The organism is Burkholderia sp. JPY481 (assembly GCF_038900515.1).
In the GTDB taxonomy this organism is placed as follows: domain Bacteria; phylum Pseudomonadota; class Gammaproteobacteria; order Burkholderiales; family Burkholderiaceae; genus Paraburkholderia; species Paraburkholderia youngii.
In genome coordinates, this window is record NZ_JAYMRT010000008.1 from 215,526 (window position 1) to 231,821 (window position 16,296).

The 16,296-nt window shown below is 65.3% G+C and carries 13 protein-coding genes; 10 read left to right on the plus strand and 3 right to left on the minus strand.

The window, feature by feature from the left end:
- Positions 1–44 precede the first annotated feature (44 nt).
- The 7 genes from xylB (at position 45) to VSR82_RS20845 (ending at position 9,013) form a co-directional block, all read left to right on the plus strand.
- Complete coding sequence (gene xylB, locus VSR82_RS20815) at positions 45–812, plus strand: D-xylose 1-dehydrogenase (RefSeq protein WP_410851604.1); 768 nt, start codon at positions 45–47, stop codon at positions 810–812.
- Positions 809–1,693, plus strand: a complete 885-nt coding sequence (locus VSR82_RS20820; RefSeq protein ID WP_368582645.1) for an SMP-30/gluconolactonase/LRE family protein — start codon at positions 809–811, stop codon at positions 1,691–1,693. The genes xylB and VSR82_RS20820 overlap by 4 nt, the downstream gene beginning before the upstream one ends.
- A gap of 156 nt (positions 1,694–1,849) precedes the next feature.
- Entirely contained in the window at positions 1,850–2,845 is a 996-nt protein-coding gene (locus VSR82_RS20825) for a LacI family DNA-binding transcriptional regulator (RefSeq protein WP_429462975.1), read from the plus strand.
- Between the two features lie 181 nt (positions 2,846–3,026).
- Positions 3,027–4,433 (plus strand): MFS transporter, encoded by a 1,407-nt coding sequence (locus VSR82_RS20830; RefSeq protein ID WP_368582647.1) that lies wholly within the window; start codon positions 3,027–3,029, stop codon positions 4,431–4,433.
- Between the two features lie 41 nt (positions 4,434–4,474).
- Positions 4,475–6,259: an IlvD/Edd family dehydratase gene (locus VSR82_RS20835; RefSeq protein ID WP_368582648.1), complete on the plus strand. Its 1,785-nt coding sequence runs from the start codon at positions 4,475–4,477 to the stop codon at positions 6,257–6,259.
- Positions 6,260–6,343: 84 nt separating this feature from the next.
- The gene (locus VSR82_RS20840) at positions 6,344–7,531 is read left to right on the plus strand and encodes a fumarylacetoacetate hydrolase family protein (protein WP_429462974.1); all 1,188 of its coding nucleotides are present in this window, start codon (positions 6,344–6,346) and stop codon (positions 7,529–7,531) included.
- Between the two features lie 39 nt (positions 7,532–7,570).
- Positions 7,571–9,013 (plus strand): aldehyde dehydrogenase family protein, encoded by a 1,443-nt coding sequence (locus VSR82_RS20845; protein ID WP_429462973.1) that lies wholly within the window; start codon positions 7,571–7,573, stop codon positions 9,011–9,013.
- 151 nt (positions 9,014–9,164) lie between these two features.
- Here the strand turns inward: VSR82_RS20845 and VSR82_RS20850 are convergent, their stop codons facing one another.
- The 3 genes from VSR82_RS20850 to VSR82_RS20860 all read right to left on the minus strand — a co-directional run bounded on the left by VSR82_RS20850 (position 9,165) and on the right by VSR82_RS20860 (position 11,223).
- On the minus strand, positions 9,165–9,431 hold the full coding sequence (locus VSR82_RS20850; RefSeq protein ID WP_176111596.1) for a DUF4148 domain-containing protein: 267 nt from the start codon (positions 9,429–9,431) through the stop codon (positions 9,165–9,167).
- Positions 9,432–9,628: 197 nt separating this feature from the next.
- Positions 9,629–10,462 (minus strand): DUF2182 domain-containing protein, encoded by an 834-nt coding sequence (locus VSR82_RS20855; RefSeq protein WP_429462972.1) that lies wholly within the window; start codon positions 10,460–10,462, stop codon positions 9,629–9,631.
- The gene (locus tag VSR82_RS20860; protein WP_429462971.1) at positions 10,462–11,223 is read right to left on the minus strand and encodes a DUF899 domain-containing protein; all 762 of its coding nucleotides are present in this window, start codon (positions 11,221–11,223) and stop codon (positions 10,462–10,464) included. Before VSR82_RS20860 ends, VSR82_RS20855 begins: the two co-directional genes overlap by 1 nt.
- Before the next feature lie 167 nt (positions 11,224–11,390).
- On the opposite strand from VSR82_RS20860, the gene VSR82_RS20865 reads away from it, so the two are divergent.
- From VSR82_RS20865 to VSR82_RS20875, 3 genes are all read left to right on the plus strand, one after another.
- Positions 11,391–12,620: a helix-turn-helix domain-containing protein gene (locus VSR82_RS20865; RefSeq protein ID WP_429462970.1), complete on the plus strand. Its 1,230-nt coding sequence runs from the start codon at positions 11,391–11,393 to the stop codon at positions 12,618–12,620.
- A gap of 14 nt (positions 12,621–12,634) precedes the next feature.
- Positions 12,635–13,309 (plus strand): Vgb family protein, encoded by a 675-nt coding sequence (locus VSR82_RS20870; protein WP_429462969.1) that lies wholly within the window; start codon positions 12,635–12,637, stop codon positions 13,307–13,309.
- Between the two features lie 524 nt (positions 13,310–13,833).
- A complete protein-coding gene (locus tag VSR82_RS20875) occupies positions 13,834–16,233 on the plus strand; it encodes an alkaline phosphatase family protein (RefSeq protein WP_429462968.1) in 2,400 nt (799 codons plus the stop codon).
- The last annotated feature ends 63 nt before the right edge of the window (positions 16,234–16,296 follow it).

Consider the following 16,296-nt stretch of genomic DNA (forward strand, 5'->3'; position numbering starts at 1 on the left):
TGCCGCCCCGTGTGTGGTCCTACTCGTTACAAGTGGAAAATCTGATGTCGTACGCAACCTATCCAAGCCTGGCGGACAAAACCATCGTCGTCACCGGCGGCGGCAGCGGGATCGGCGCCGCGATCGTCGAGGCTTTCGCGCAGCAAGGCGCGCGCGTGTTCTTCCTCGACGTCGCCGAGCACGATTCGCTCGCGTTGCAGGAAACGCTTCGCCACGCGAAGCATCCGCCGCTGTTCCGCCGCTGCGACCTGAAAAATGTCGACGCAATCGAAAGCACGTTTGCGGCAATCGTCGAAGAGGCGGGGCCGATCGACGTGCTAGTCAACAACGCCGGCAATGACGACCGGCACGAAATCGGCGAGCTCACCGCGAGCTACTGGGACGACCGTATCGCGGTGAATCTGCGCCACCAGTTCTTCTGCGCGCAGGCCGCCGCGAACGGCATGCGTCGCGCGGGGCGCGGCGTGATCCTGAATCTGGGCTCGGTGTCGTGGCATCTCGCGCTGCCGAACCTCGCGATCTATATGACCGCGAAAGCCGGCATCGAAGGGCTCACACGGGGTCTCGCGCGCGATCTCGGCGGCGCGGGCATCCGCGTGAACTGCATCATCCCGGGTGCGGTGAAGACTCCCCGGCAAATGCAGCTGTGGCAATCGGCGGAGAGCGAAGCGAAGGTCGTCGCGAGTCAGTGTCTGCAACTGCGCATCGAGCCCGAGCACGTCGCGCGCATGGCGCTGTTCCTCGCGTCCGACGACGCGTCGCGGTGCTCCGGCCGCGATTACTTCGTCGACGCAGGGTGGTACGGAGAATGAGCATGCCGGTACCTGTGTGCGTATGGGCGGTCGGCGCCGAGCTGGCCGAAGGGCCGCTGTGGCAGGCCGCCGAGAACGCCGTGTATTTCGTCGATATCAAGGGGCGCCGGATTCATCGGCTGTGCGTCGCGAGCGGCGAGCAGCGAACGTGGCAGGCGCCCGATCAGCCCGGTTTTCTGGCGCCGCTCGCTGACGGCACGTTCGTATGCGGGCTGCCGGGCGGCCTGCATCGCTTCGATCCGGCGAGCGGGGAGTTCAGCAAGCTCGTCGACGTCGAACCGCATCTGCCGGGCAACCGCCTGAACGACGGTTTCGTCGATGCCCAAGGGCGCTTGTGGTTCGGCTCGATGGACGACGCCGAAGAGGCGCCGAGCGGCACGCTGTATCGCGTGAACGAGCGAGGCGCGGCGATCGCGCAGGACGACGACTACGTGATCACGAACGGCCCGGCGATGAGCCCGGACGGCCGCACGCTGTATCACAACGACACGGTGCGCCGCGTGGTCTATGCGTTCGACGTCGCCGCGGACGGCACGCTGTCGGGCAAGCGCATCTTCGCCGCGATCTCGGGCGACGGTCATCCCGACGGCATGGCGGTCGATGCCGACGGCTTCGTGTGGATCGCGCTGTTCGGCGGCTGGCGGATCGAGCGTTACTCGCCGGCGGGCGAACTGGTCGATCAGGTGCCGTTGCCGTGCGCGAACGTGACGAAACTCGCGTTCGGTGGCGAGGATCTGCAAACCGTCTATGTGTCGACCGCATGGAAGGGGCTGACTGCCGTCGAGCGGCAGCATCAGCCGCAGGCGGGCGGGCTGTTCTCTTTCCGCGCACCGGTGGCGGGGCAGGTTCAGGCTCGCTGCTCGGTGGGATTCGAGCGTTAAAGCGACAAAACACAGCGACAGGACGAGCCGCAATACGCAACCCTGACGTTGCCTGGTCGCTCCGCAAGGAGTGGCCCGTTATCATGTGCGTTCCATGACTTCCGCGCATCCGCCCCGATTCCTATCATGACGTCCAGGCCGCCAGTCCCGCCCCGCATGTCCGATGTTGCCGAACGCGCGGGCGTCTCGAAGATGACCGTGTCGCGCGTGCTCGCAGGCCGCAACGTGTCGCAAGCGACCCGCGAACGCGTGCAGAAAGTCATCGACGAACTCGGTTACGTCGCCGATGCGGCAGCGGGCGCGCTGTCGTCGGGCCGCTCGGAGTTCGTCGCGGTGCTGGTGCCGTCGCTGTCGAGCTCGAACTTCTCCGACACCGTGCGCGGCCTGAATGCCGCACTGAATCCGCATGGTCTGCAGCTGCTGCTCGGCGATACGGACTACCTGCTGGAACAGGAAGAACTGCTGGTGCGCTCGATGCTGCGCCACCAGCCGCGCTGCGTCGCATTGACGGGCGGCCGGCACACCGACGCGACGCGCATGCTGTTGCAGCGCGCCGGCATTCCGGTCGTCGAAATGTGGGATTTGCCCAGCGATCCGATCGATACGGTCGTCGGCTTTTCGAACTCGGCGGCGGCGCGCGCGATGGTTCGGCATCTGCACGAGCGCGGTTATCGCCGGATCGGCTTTATCGCGGGCGCCAGCGAGCGCGACCGGCGCGGGCACGACCGGATGCGCGGCTACGTCGCCGAAGTCAAGGCGCTGGGCCTCGGCGAGCCGCGCGTGATCCGGCTCGGCGATTCGCCGATCACGATGAGCCACGGCGCGCCGGCGATCAGCGCCTTGCTGGACACTTGGCCCGATACCGAAGCCGTGATGTGCGTGAGCGACATGTCGGCGTTCGGCGCGATCATGGAGTGCCATCGGCGCGGGCTGTCGGTGCCGGGCGACATCGCGGTTGCCGGCTTCGGCAATTTCGAGGTGTCGTGGTGCTGTCAGCCGAGCATCACGACGGTATCGGTCGATGCTTACGGCATCGGCCTGCGCGCCGGCGAGACGCTGCTCGCGGCGCTCGCCGATCGCGAAGCGGGCGACGTGCATCGCAGGAAGGCGGTGAAGATCGATTTCACGGTGATTTCGCGCGATAGCGCGTAAAAGGGCGCGTCGCTGAATTCGCATGACGCGAACGCGCCCAACTACCCTTAACCAGACAGATCAGGGATATCCCTTGGTTGTCCGGACGGTAAGCCGGGCGTAACATCCACAGCCAGAAATGTTACCGGTAACTTTACCGGCAACCGCATTTCCCCACAAAAACACGCTGATGGAGAAACGAATGACCGCTGTACCGTCCGCCATCGCCGCGCCTGCCGCGCGCGTCGACGAGTTCGAGGAAAGGACCTATCGCAAGGTCGTGCGCCGGCTGCTGCCGATACTGTTGCTGTGCTATGTGGTTGCGTATCTCGATCGCGTAAACGTCGGCTTCGCGAAGCTGCAGATGCTCGACGATCTCGGCCTGTCCGACACGATGTACGCGATCGGCGCGAGCGTGTTTTTCTGGGGCTATTTCATCTTCGAAGTGCCCAGCAATGTGTTCCTGCATCGCTACGGCGCGCGTTTCTGGATCGCGCGGATCATGTTCACGTGGGGGCTCGTGTCGATGGCGCTCGCGTTCGTCCAGCCGCTCGCGCAGCTCGCGCACGTCGAAACCGCGACGATGTTCTACATCCTGCGCTTCCTGCTCGGGCTCTGCGAGGCCGGCTTCTTCCCCGGCGTGATTCTGTACCTGAACTTCTGGTTTCCGGCACAGCGTCAAAGCCGCGTGATGTCGGGCTTTCTGATCGCGATGCCGGTCAGCCTGATGCTCGGCGGCGTCGTGTCGGGCTGGCTGATGGACCATACGGCGGGCCTGCTCGGCTATCAGGGCTGGCAATGGATGCTGCTGATCGAGGGCGTGCCGTCGCTGCTGACCGCGTTCGTCGTGTACTTTTCGCTCGACGACGGCATCGAGCGCGCGCGCTGGCTCACGCCGCAGGAAAAGAGCCTGCTCGCGGCGAATCTGCAGCGCGAGAGCGCGCACAAGACCGCGCGCTTCGGCTCGGCGGTGCGCGATCCGCGTGTCTGGCTGCTGGTCGCGATTTTGCTCACGTTCAATACCGGCTTCTACGGCCTCGCGTTCTGGCTGCCGTCGATCATCAAGGCGACCGGCGTGCAGGACCCGCTGCACATCGGCCTGTTGACCGCGATCCCGTATGGCGTGGCGATCATCGCGACGCTCGCGAACGCCGCGCATTCGAAGAAAACCGGCGAGCGGCGTCTGCATGCGGCGATTCCGGCGCTGATCGGCGGACTCGGTCTGATCATGAGCGCGGCTTTGGCGCATCATGTGGTGTGGGCGATCACGTTTCTGACGATCGCGACCGCCGGCATCCTCGCATTGATGCCGATTTACTGGACGTTCCCGGGACAGCTGCTGTCGGGCGCCGCGGCGGCGGCCGGCATCGCGATGATCAACGCGATCGGCAATCTGTCCGGCTTTACCGGTTCGATGATCACCGCCGTGGCCAAAAACCTGACCGGCGACATCAACAACGGCACCTACGCACTCGGTGCGTGTCTGCTGGTCAGCTGCGTGCTGATCCTGCTCGTGCCGCGCACGATGCTGACGCGGGCCACGTCGAATGAAGACAGCGTGCCGGGCCGCGAGACGGCGCGGGCGCAGAAACACGCAGAGCACGCGTAAGCACGATAAGCAACCCTCACCCAGACAGAGAGATACGCATCATGTCAGCATCCACCCCGCGCCGGCTGCGCAGCCAGGAATGGTTCGACGATCCCTCGCATGCGGATATGACGGCACTGTACGTCGAGCGTTTCATGAACTACGGTCTGACGCGCGAAGAGCTGCAGTCGGGCCGGCCGATCATCGGCATCGCGCAGACGGGCAGTGATCTCGCGCCGTGCAATCGCCATCACATCGAACTCGCGGCGCGCACGAAAGCCGGCATTCGCGACGCGGGTGGCATTCCGATGGAGTTTCCGGTGCATCCGCTCGCCGAGCAGAGCCGCCGGCCGACCGCCGCGCTGGACCGCAACCTCGCGTATCTGGGGCTCGTCGAAATCCTGCACGGCTTTCCGCTCGACGGCGTCGTGCTGACCACCGGCTGCGACAAGACCACGCCCGCGTGCCTGATGGCCGCGGCCACCGTCGACATGCCGGCGATCGTGCTGTCCGGCGGTCCGATGCTCGACGGCTGGCACGACGGCAAGCGCGTCGGCTCGGGCACCGTGATCTGGCATGCGCGCAATCTGCTCGCGGCCGGCGAGATCGACTATGAAGGCTTCATGGAGCTGACCACCGCATCGTCGCCGTCGATCGGTCACTGCAACACGATGGGCACCGCGCTGTCGATGAACAGCCTCGCCGAAGCGCTCGGCATGTCGCTGCCCGGCTGCGCGAGCATTCCGGCCGCTTACCGCGAGCGCGGCCAGATGGCCTACGCGACCGGCAAGCGCATCGTCGATCTCGTGCGCGACGACGTGCGGCCGTCGAAGATCATGACGAAAGAAGCGTTCGAAAACGCGATCGTCGTCGCATCGGCGCTCGGCGCGTCGACCAACTGCCCGCCGCATCTGATCGCGATCGCGCGGCACATGGGCGTCGAGCTGAGTCTCGACGACTGGCAGCGCGTCGGCGAGCAGGTGCCGCTGATCGTCAACTGCATGCCCGCGGGTGAGTATCTCGGCGAGAGCTTCCATCGCGCGGGCGGCGTGCCGGCCGTGATGCACGAGCTCGCGAAAGCCGGCCTCGTGCACGAGGAATGTCTGACGGTGTCGGGCCGCACGATGGGCGAAATCGCGGCCGCCGCGCCGGCGCCGGATCGCGAGGTCATCAAGACGACCGACGATCCGCTGAAGCACGGCGCGGGCTTCATGGTGCTGTCGGGCAACTTCTTCGACAGCGCGATCATGAAGATGTCGGTAGTCGGCGATGCGTTCCGCAAGACCTATCTGAGCGAGCCAGGTGCGGAAAACACCTTCGAAGCACGCGCGATCGTGTTCGACGGCCCGGAGGACTATCACGCGCGCATCAACGACCCGGCCCTCGAAATCGACGAGCATTGCATCCTCGTGATTCGCGGCACGGGCACGGTCGGCTATCCGGGCAGTGCCGAGGTCGTCAACATGGCGCCGCCGGCTGCGCTGGTGCGCCAGGGCATCACGTCGCTGCCCACGCTGGGCGACGGCCGGCAGAGCGGCACGTCCGCGAGCCCGTCGATTCTGAACATGTCGCCGGAAGCGGCGGTGGGCGGCGGCCTCGCGCTGTTGCGCACGAATGACCGCATCCGTGTCGATCTGAATTCGCGCAGCGTCAACGTTCTGGTCGACGAAGCGGAACTCGCGCGACGCCGCGAAACCGTGCAGTTCGAGATTCCGGCCGCGCAAACGCCGTGGCAGGAGCTGTACCGCAAGACGGTCGGCCAGCTTTCGACCGGCGGCTGCCTGGAACCGGCGACGCTTTATCTGAAGGTGATTGCCGAGCGCGGCAATCCACGGCATTCGCATTGACCTGCAGGTGACAAGGCCGGGCTTCGCATACAACGCGACGCCCGGCCTTGCCCGTTTCTCCACTTACCCGAAAGAGCCCATCCCATGTCCGCAACTTCCTCTTCCAGCTTTCTTCCCGGCGATCTGAACGACGCGCTGCTGATCGGCCGCGTGTGGCGCAAGTCCGAGCAGCATGAAGGACCGTGCGTGGTCGTCGTGCGCGGCGGCGAGGTGTTCGACATCACCGCGAGCGTGCCGACCACCGCCGATCTGTTCGAGCGCGACGATGCCGCGCAATTTGCGCGCAGCGCGCCGGGCGTGCCGCTCGGGCCGGTTGCGCAACTGATCGACGCAAACCTGCCGGGCGCGGGCGCCCCCGCCGTGCGCCTGCTCGCGCCGTGCGACGTGCAGGCGATCAAGGCCTGCGGCGTCACGTTCGCGGTGAGCCTGATCGAGCGCGTGATCGAGGAGCAGGCCGGCGGCGATCCGGCGAAGGCGAAGGAAGTGCGCGAGACGATCGCATCGACGATCGGCACCGACCTGTCGAAGATCAAGCCGGGCTCGGAAGCCGCGATGAAGCTGAAGGCCGAGCTCGAGCGCCGCGATGCGTGGTCGCAATACATGGAAGTCGGCATCGGTCCGGACGCGGAGGTATTTTCGAAATCGCAGCCGATGTCGGCGGTCGGCTTCGGCGCGGACGTCGGTCTGCTCGCCGCGTCGGTGTGGAACAACCCGGAGCCGGAGATCGTGCTCGCGGTGAATAGCCGCGGCGGTGTCGTCGGCGCGACGCTCGGCAACGACGTGAACCTGCGCGACATCGAAGGGCGCTCGGCGCTGTTGCTCGGCAAGTGCAAGGACAACAACGGCTCGTGCGCAATCGGCCCGTTCGTGCGGCTGTTCGACGACACCTTCTCGCTCGACTCGGTGCGCAGCGCGAGCGTGTCGCTGCGCGTCGAAGGCACCGACGACGACTTCGTGCTCGACGGCGTAAGCCACATGAGCGAGATCAGCCGCGACCCGGCCGACCTCGTCGCGCAGACCTGTGGCCGTCATCACCAGTACCCGGACGGCTTCATGCTGTTCCTCGGCACGATGTTCTCGCCGATCAAGGACCGCGACGCGCCCGGCGCCGGTTTCACGCATCACCTCGGCGACCGTGTGACGATTTCGACGCCGCAGCTCGGCGCGCTGACCAACACGGTGCGTCTGTCCACCGAAATCGAACCGTGGACGTTCGGCGTGCGCGCTCTGTATCGCAACCTTGCGGTTCGCGGCCTGCTGGTTGCTGAATAACCGGATTGTCGCTGCAATTTTCGAAAGGAGAATCAGGACATGAGTCAATTTGCAAACTACATCGACGGACAGTGGGTCGACGGCGCGAGCGTGTCGCGCAATGTCAATCCGTCGAATCTGGACGACGTGATCGGCGAATTCGCGCAAGCCGACGCCGAGCAGACGCACCGCGCGATCAGCGCCGCGCGCAAGGCCTTCGCGACGTGGTCGCTGTCCACGCCGCAGCAGCGCTTCGACGTGCTCGACCAGGCGGGCAGCGCGATCCTCGCGCGCAAGGCGGAGCTCGGCAAGCTGCTCGCGCGTGAAGAGGGCAAGACGCTGCCCGAGGCGATCGGCGAAGTGGGCCGCGCCGGCCAGATCTTCAAGTTCTTCGCGGGCGAAGCGCTGCGTGTCGGCGGCGAAATCGTGCCGTCGGTGCGGCCGGGCATGACAGTCGAAATGACGCGCGAACCGGTCGGCGTGGTGGGCCTGATTACGCCGTGGAATTTTCCGATCGCGATTCCGGCGTGGAAAATCGCACCGGCGCTCGCGTACGGCAACACGGTCGTCATCAAGCCGGCCGATCTGGTGCCCGGCAGCACGTGGGAGCTGGTCAAGATCATCGCCGAGGCGGGCGCGCCGGCGGGCGTGATCAACCTCGTGATGGGCCGCGGCTCGGTGGTCGGCGAGGCGCTGGTGTCGTCGCCGCACGTGGATGCGATCAGCTTTACCGGTTCCGTCTCGACGGGTCGCGCGATCGGCGCGAAGTGCTTCGAGTCGGGCAAGAAATTCCAGCTCGAAATGGGCGGCAAGAACCCGATGGTCGTGCTCGACGACGCCGATCTCGACGTCGCGGTCGAAGCCTGCATCAACGGCGCGTTCTACTCGACGGGCCAGCGTTGCACGGCATCGAGCCGGCTGATCGTGACCGAGGGGATCTATGACCGCTTCATCGACGGCATGAAGGCGCGCATGCGCGCGCTGAAGGTCGGCGATGCGCTCGCGGACGGCACGCAGATCGGCCCGGTCGTCGACGACAAGCAGCTCGAGCAGGACGAGCGCTATCTGGCGATCGCGCGCGAGGAGGGCGGCACGGTGTTCGGCGGCGAGCGCGTCAAGGGCGCGACGCCGGGCAACTTCCTCGCGCCGGCGCTGGTCACGGAGACGACCGCGGCGATGCGCATCAACCGCGAAGAGGTGTTCGGGCCGGTCGCGTCGGTGATCAAGGTCAAGGACTACCAGGAAGCGCTCGCGGTCGCTAACGACACCGAGTTCGGTCTGTCGGCCGGCATCTGCACGACCTCGCTGAAGTACGCGAGTCATTTCCGCCGCCATGTGCAGGCGGGCATGGTGATGGTCAACACCGCGACGGCGGGGGTCGATTATCACGTGCCGTTCGGCGGCAGGAAGGGATCGAGCTATGGTCCGCGCGAGCAGGGCGCCTACGCCCGCGAGTTCTATACGTCGGTGAAGACCGCGTATATCAACCCGGGCGCGGTCTGACGCGACACTAGCCGGGCTCCGCTAAAACGGAACTGGCCCACCATCGCATTCGATCGCGATGGCGGGCCAGCAGGGGAAGCTGCAAGAGCTATGGCAAAGCGCTCCGGCAGGTACAGCTACATCAACAGCAACTTTCTAACGGGAACGCGGCTTACTGCGCTGCGCGGCCCTGTTGCGACGAACCGCTGGTCACGCCGCCGACCGCGCTGTTTTGCGCCGCGACGCGAGCTTCGGCAGCCTGAATGTTCGACGGATATTCGTTCGGGTTCGAACGCGCCGGGTTGTAACCGGCCTTCTCGATCTGAACCAGCTCTTCACGAACTTGCGCGCGGGTCAGCGGCTGGTTCGATTGAGCGAAAACGGCAACCGGAGCAGCGAGAGTAGCGGCGATAACGACAGCTTGAACGAGTGATTTCATTTTTACTACCTCCAGGTTTTGTCTTGTTAGGCTGCGAAACCGTTTGTTTGCAGCAGTGATGACAGTCTAGGGGGAGCCGGAACTAGGGTAAATACCTAATTCCTGAACTCACTGTTTCGGTAACTAAAACAATATTGGGGCAGCAAGGCTGTCGATCATCGATTTGCGAAGCGATCGACGATGGATAGGCGCGTCTATTAGCCGCCTGAAGCGGCTTGGACAAGCAGCCAGCCAGCGACGCCGATGGCTATGGCGCCGATCGTCCGTGCGACGCGCGCGCCGTCCGGTGCGACCCGCTCGGCGGTGATGGCGGCCGTCACGGCGGCCATCAGGCGCAAATCCGTCATGCCGGCGACCAGCAGAATCGCCGTCAATCCCGCGCAGGAACCGGCACAGTCCACCCCGATGCGCAGCCCGTAGCGCCAGGCGCTTGCCGCGTCGGCGGCGAGGCTCGGTGTCGCGCGACAGCAGGCGAGGCGGCGGGCTTTCCACGTGCTGAACTGCAATGCGCCGGCGAGCAGGACCACCACGCCGGCCGCTAACGGCACGGACCGCGCGAGCGCTAGCCACCGCAACTCGAGCGCCGCGAGCGACGCACCGACCGCAAACACGGCCATGCCGAGCGCAGTCCATACGACCGCGTACGCGCCGCTCACCAGCACCGTCAGCAGCGCCAGTCGCCCCGCGCTCGCCCGCGCGCCGACCGCTTCGCGATAGCGCAGCAGCATCGGCATCAACGACGGCAGCATCATCGCCGCCATCATCACGATCCACATGCCGATGAACGATGCCGCGGTGCGGGCCCACGTGCGCCCGCAGGTCGGCATCCACAGCGTCGACATCGACCAGCCGCCTGGCATCGGCAGCGCGCCCATCGCCGACATCGACGCGTTGTGCGCCAGTGTCGCCGCGACGCTCGCGATGAACACCAACGCGCAGACGCCGACGAACACCCGCTGCGATGAGCGCATCGCGCGCCACGTGGTGAAGTGCTGCCCGTTCGTGCAGGCAGCGCGTACGAGCGGGCCCATCACCGCTCGTACTCGTCGTGACGGCGCCACCAGATGCCTGTCTCGTTGCGTCCCTTCGGCGCGCGATCGAGCCACTGGTACATGCCCCACAGCGCATCGACGCCGCGCGCGTAGGTTGAATACGTGTGATAGACGACGCCGTCTTCGAGCACGAACGCGCTCATGCCGGGCCGGTCGCGCGAATAGGTGGCCGCGTCAGTGCCGCAGGTCGCCGCGAATTGCGCGACGGGTTCGGGCGCGGGACTCACGTCCATCGCGTGAGAGTTGCGTGCGTAGTTGTACTCGATATCGCCGGCGCGCTGCTGTGCCTCGGTGAACGAGACATTGAAGTCGAAATTGAAATCGCCGCTTGCCGACGATGCCCAGGGAAACGTCCAACCCATGCGTCGCTTGTATGCCTGCAACTTCTCGAGCGGCGCGCGCGACACCGCCATCAGCATCACGTCGTGATGCGCGAGATGCACAGCGAAGCCGCCGAAACCGTCCGCGATCGACGAGCACGATGGGCAGCCCGCCTTGTAGTCGGGCCCGAACATGAAGTGGTAGACGAGCAGCTGCGAACGTCCTCTGAACAGCTCGGCGAGCGATGCGGTGCCTTCGTCGGTATCGAAGCGGTAGGCCTTATCGACCTTCACCCACGGCAGCGCCTGACGTTGCCGCGCGAGTTCGTCGCCGTGTCGCGTGTGGGCTTTTTCCGCGTCGAGCAGCGCGCGTCGCGCGTCGAGCCACTGTTCGCGGGTTCCGATCGGATGCGTGGTCATCGTGGGTTCCTCCGTGGGTCGTGCCGCGCCGTGCGAGCTCTTGCCCGAAGGCGTCGGTGACGGTTGATGGTCGTGCTAGATTAGGACCGGGCATCGATCGGGTGGGAGTGACAAGTGTGGCGGGATTCGCTTGATGCATTGACGTGCTACGCGCGGACTCGCACGCCGTGGACGCGCTGATTGCGGCGGCGGCGCGCGCGCTCGCGGCCGGCGATCCGCTCGGCGCGCTCGACCGCGTCGCGTTGCGCGACGACGCGCCGGCGCTCGCGCTGCGCGGCATCGCGATGGCGCAGCTCGGCGATTTCGCGCGCGCAAAGGCGCTGGTGCGCGCCGCCGCGCGCGCATTCGGCGCGCAGCATGCGGTGTCGCGTGCCCGCTGCGTGGTCGCCGAAGCGGAGATCGCGTTCGCGTCGCGCGATCTCGCATGGCCCGCCAGAACACTCGACGCCGCGACCGCCACGCTCGACGCGCACGGCGATCGCGTGAATGCCGCGCATGCGCGGTATCTGGCGGCGCGGCGTCTGCTGCTGATCGGCCGTCTCGACGAAGCGGAGCGCAAGCTTGCCGTGCTCGATCCCCGGCCGTTTCCGCCCGCGTTGCGGGCCGCGCATGAGCTGGTGGTCGCGGGAGTCGCGCTGCGGCGTTTGCGCAGCGGCGCCGCTCGTGCCGCGCTGGCGCGGGCAGCACGCGCGGCACACGAGGCCGGCATTCCGGCGTTGATCGCGGAAGTCGAAAACGCTTCGGCTGCACTGAGCAAGCCGGCGGCGCGCATGATCGCGAGGGGCGAAGAAGAACCGATCCTCCTCGATGAGATCGAAAAGCTGCTGACCTCGAACCAGGATGGTGGTCCGCTCATCGTCGACGCTTGCCGCTACGCGATCCGCGACGCCAACGCGGCGGTTGCGCTCGCGAGCCGACCTGTGTTGTTCGCGCTTGCTCGCATGCTAGGCGAGGCATGGCCCGACGACGTGCCGCGCGACGCGCTCGTCGCACGCGCGTTTCGCGCCAAACGCGCCGACGAATCACATCGCGCGCGGTTGCGCGTCGAGATCGGCCGGCTGCGTGCGGCGCTCGGCACGCTCGCGAGCGTCAGCGCGACGACGCGCGGCTTCGCGCTCGCGCCGCGGCAAGCGCGCGAGGTCGTCGTGCTGGCGCCGCCAGTCGAAGGCGAGCATGCGGCGCTGCTCGCGTTTCTCTCGGATGGCGAATCCTGGTCGAGTTCCGCGCTTGCGCTCGTGCTCGGCGCGAGTCAGCGCACCGTGCAGCGCTCGCTCGACACGTTAGCCGCGGCCGGCAAAGTGCAGCCGGTGGGCGAGGGGCGCGCGCGCCGATGGATGACGCCGCCGCTCGCCGGATTCGCGACGGCTTTGTTACTCCCTTCCCCGTTCCCTTCGTGATTAGGATGGTCATCATGAACCACTCTGCCGCCAGAATCGTCCGCGAATATGGGCCCTTTACGGGCGTCGATAAAGTGCACGGGGTCACTTACGATGGCCGGCTGGTGTGGATCGCGACCGGCGAACGGCTCGACGCGATCGATCCGGCGAGCGGCGAGACGCTGCGCTCGATCATGGTTGCCGCCGACGCGGGCACGGCCTTCGACGGCAAGCACCTGTTCCAGATCGCGAATGGCCGCATCCAGAAGATCGATCCGCAGAGCGGCCGTGTGCTGTCGACGATCGCGGCGCCCGGCGACGGCGGCCACTCCGGCCTGACTTGGGCCGAGGGTTCGCTGTGGGTCGGTCAGTATCCCGAGCGGAAAATCTATCAGGTCGATCCGGATACTGGCGCGGTGTTGCGCACGATCGAATCGAATCGCTTCGTGACCGGCATTACGTGGGTCGACGGCGAGCTATGGCATGGCACGTGGGAAGGTGACGAGAGCGAACTGCGGCATATCGATCCACGCAGCGGCGAGGTGCTCGAGAGCGTCGAGATGCCGGCCGGCGCTGGAATCTCCGGACTCGAATCGAACGGCGCGGATCTGTTCTTCTGCGGCGGCGGTGGCAGCGGGCTCGTTCGTGTCGTGCAGCGTCCGGCGCGAGATAGCGGTTCGCAATTGACGGTCGATTCTACGAGCGAGTGAGTCATTACTTGAATCGCCCGGCGTCGTTATTGGCGCTGGTATTTGGCTTATTTGTACTCGTCGATAACGTAATTCATCGATAGTAAGAAAAGCGAAATATTTCTTTTCGTTACTCTTATCGCGCTGGTCGTCCGTCTTCCTGCGAGGGCGTCTTTGCCTGAAAAGGCATCGTTTTTTTCAAACCTTTGTGCATTGGTTCGGCTCACGCGAGGCGGATGATGCCATCCGCGCCGCGGCCGAACCCTAAGCCCAGCCTGCCACACACACGATGCTGCACCACGCACGCGAAGCATTCGAGTGTTTATCAACAGTAGCGCGGAGTCGGGAACATTTTTACCGCTTGCCCGTGCATTGCGGCTTTTCGCAAGACGTCGCGAACTGAACCAAGTCGGGTTGTCACGCTAATCCTTATCGTGGGCAGACATACTTTTTACACAATCCCTTCATATTATTCGCTCGTTTTACTAAGTGTTGCCCCCCATAAAAGAAGCGGTTGCCGAAACAACTCACACAGGGTCCTCCAAATGTCATCGCATCACAAAATGCGTCCAGCGCTTTGTCTAACGTCCGTTGCCGCTGCCTGCGTGCTCGCAGCTTGCGGCGGAAATTCGGACAGCCCCGCTCCCAACAACAACGCCAGCACGACCTACTCGGGCGTGGTCGCCGCAGCTGCCTTCGTACCGGGCAGCGCGACCGGTAACCCGAACCTGAAGGCCGGCTACTACTCCGGTGCCACCGTGTTCGTCGATGCCAATGGCAACGGTGTGCTCGACAACGGCGAAGCCTCGGCGAAAACCGACGCCAACGGCCATTTCTCGTTGACCACGACCGCCTCGGGTCCGCTCGTCGCTGACATCACGACCTCGGCCACCAACACGGCATCGGGCGCGAAGGTCGCGAGCCACCTGATCCTGCGCGCTTCGGCCGACCAGATCGCCGACCAGGGCGCCGGCAAGGTGGTGATCAGCCCGTTGTCGAGCGAAGTGCAGCGGCTCGTCGAAGCCAACGGCACCAAGTACGCGGCGGAGAAGGCCAATCTGTCGACTCGTCTGTCGGGCCCGGCGTTCAACAACGCGTCGGTGACGGTTCCTGCCGCCGACGTCCTGGCCGACGTCAACACTCTGTCCGGCGCCGAGCAGTATGCCGTGCTGTTCGAACAAAATGCACTGATCAACCGCTACACGTACGCGACCACGAAGCTCGATCGTGGCGACAAGTACCCTGACGCGCTGGCCGTTGCCGGAGGCGATCCCACCTTGGCAAGCGTTTCGGGCATCACCGCTGGCGAGACCATCCCGACGGATGCGCGTAAGGCGATCACCTTCGCACAAGCCCAGCAGGCTGCGTTCAACGTCGAAGCGATTCCGCGTTACGACAACATCTTCGTGATCATGCTGGAGAACAGCAGCACGAACCGCGTCAAGGGTTCGGCGTACATGCCGGCGGTCAACTCGATGATCACCAACGGCAACTACTTCTCGACCTACTTCGCGACCGGCAGCCCGTCCGAGCCGAACTACACCGCCTTGGGCGGCGCCGACGACTTCGGTATCGGCGACGACAACTGGTGGGGTTGCGCCGCCACCGGCACCACCGCCCCGACGGACAAGCCTTTCGCCGGCGGCACCGCTTCCGACGGCCAACCGCTGCCGGCCCACGTTGCGCTGACGCCGAACGACCCGATCATCGGTACTACCGCCGGCGGCGCCACCGTGGCCGTTGGATCGCTGCTGTCCAATTACACGGCAGCCGCCAACCAGGCGTGCTCGACGGATGGCACCGGCTCCGTTGCCAACCACAACATCATGAACGCGCCGAACCTGTTCACGCAGATTTCGAACGCGGGCCTGACGTGGCGTACCTACAGCGAATCCATGAACCCGGGTCAGGATCCGCGCGCCGACAGCCTCGGTGACACGGGTATATCGCAGGCCTATAACCAGACCGACGGCGGCATCACCGTGACGGGCACGCCGTTCGCCATGCCCGGCTCGCTCTACAAGACCAAGCACCATCCGGGCATGGCCTATCAGAACGTGCGTAACCAGCCGGAGTTCTACGCGAACAACCGCACGATCTTCGGTACCCAGTACTACACCAACGCGGCCGACCTGACCAGCACGACGCTCTACAAGGTTCCGACCGGCTACAACGTCGACCAGTTCAGCACCGACCTGGCCAAGGGCGACGTCGGTACGCTGAACTTCATCATGCCCGACCAGTGTGATGACTTGCACGGCACCGGCAGCGACGGCACCTGTAAGGACAGCACGACCGCCTCGGGTACCGTTCCGGCTCACTCGCTGTTGACCCGCGCCGACTTCTACACCAACGCGGTGGTGCAGAAGATCAAGGCTTCGCCGCTGTGGCAGAACAAGCAGCGCAACGTTGCCATCGTGGTCATGTTCGACGAAGGCAATGGCGCGTCCAACGGCGCCGGCAGCTCGTGCTGCGGCTGGGACGTGGGTGGCAAGGCTACGCAGATGCAGAACGCGGACGGCACCTGGACTCCGGTCCAGGCGAAGTACGGCAACGGCAACAAGGGTCACGGCAACTCGATCTTTGTGCTGATGACCAACCAGCAAGACGTCGGCACCGCGCCGAAGGGCGTCGCCGACAGCGATACGTATAGCCACTTCTCGTTCGTGCGCACGCTGCAGGACATGTTCCAGCTGGCCGACCCAGGTGTTCCGACTTCGTATGCCAACCGTTCGAAGTACACGGAATCGTACATTGCGCAGAACATCGCCAACCTGCCTGAATACGCTGGCAGCGCCGATACGCACTACGACGCGGTTCGTCCGATGAACCACGCCTATGTGATTCCGGCCGGTTACACGCAGAGGTTCCAGACGGGTGACGTCAACGATCCGGCGCAAGTCGGTCCCGACGCGACCCAGAAGAACCTGTGGGCAGCGAAGTAATAAAAAGTACTAAAGGGCAAGCACGCGCAAGCGTGCCATTCATCAAGCAGTAGCCTGCGCGGG

Excerpts from the sequence above, each read along its gene's own strand:
- VSR82_RS20845 (WP_429462973.1), top strand. The coding sequence starts at position 7,571 with ATGAGTCAATTTGCAAACTACATCGACGGACAGTGGGTCGACGGCGCG.
- VSR82_RS20870 (WP_429462969.1), top strand. The coding sequence starts at position 12,635 with ATGAACCACTCTGCCGCCAGAATCGTCCGCGAATATGGGCCCTTTACG.
- VSR82_RS20830 (WP_368582647.1), top strand. The coding sequence starts at position 3,027 with ATGACCGCTGTACCGTCCGCCATCGCCGCGCCTGCCGCGCGCGTCGAC.
- VSR82_RS20825 (WP_429462975.1), top strand. The coding sequence starts at position 1,850 with ATGTCCGATGTTGCCGAACGCGCGGGCGTCTCGAAGATGACCGTGTCG.
- VSR82_RS20820 (WP_368582645.1), top strand. The coding sequence starts at position 809 with ATGAGCATGCCGGTACCTGTGTGCGTATGGGCGGTCGGCGCCGAGCTG.
- VSR82_RS20860 (WP_429462971.1), bottom strand. The coding sequence starts at position 11,223 with ATGACCACGCATCCGATCGGAACCCGCGAACAGTGGCTCGACGCGCGA.
- VSR82_RS20850 (WP_176111596.1), bottom strand. The coding sequence starts at position 9,431 with ATGAAATCACTCGTTCAAGCTGTCGTTATCGCCGCTACTCTCGCTGCT.
- VSR82_RS20855 (WP_429462972.1), bottom strand. The coding sequence starts at position 10,462 with ATGGGCCCGCTCGTACGCGCTGCCTGCACGAACGGGCAGCACTTCACC.
- VSR82_RS20840 (WP_429462974.1), top strand. The coding sequence starts at position 6,344 with ATGTCCGCAACTTCCTCTTCCAGCTTTCTTCCCGGCGATCTGAACGAC.
- xylB (WP_410851604.1), top strand. The coding sequence starts at position 45 with ATGTCGTACGCAACCTATCCAAGCCTGGCGGACAAAACCATCGTCGTC.
- VSR82_RS20835 (WP_368582648.1), top strand. The coding sequence starts at position 4,475 with ATGTCAGCATCCACCCCGCGCCGGCTGCGCAGCCAGGAATGGTTCGAC.
- VSR82_RS20875 (WP_429462968.1), top strand. The coding sequence starts at position 13,834 with ATGTCATCGCATCACAAAATGCGTCCAGCGCTTTGTCTAACGTCCGTT.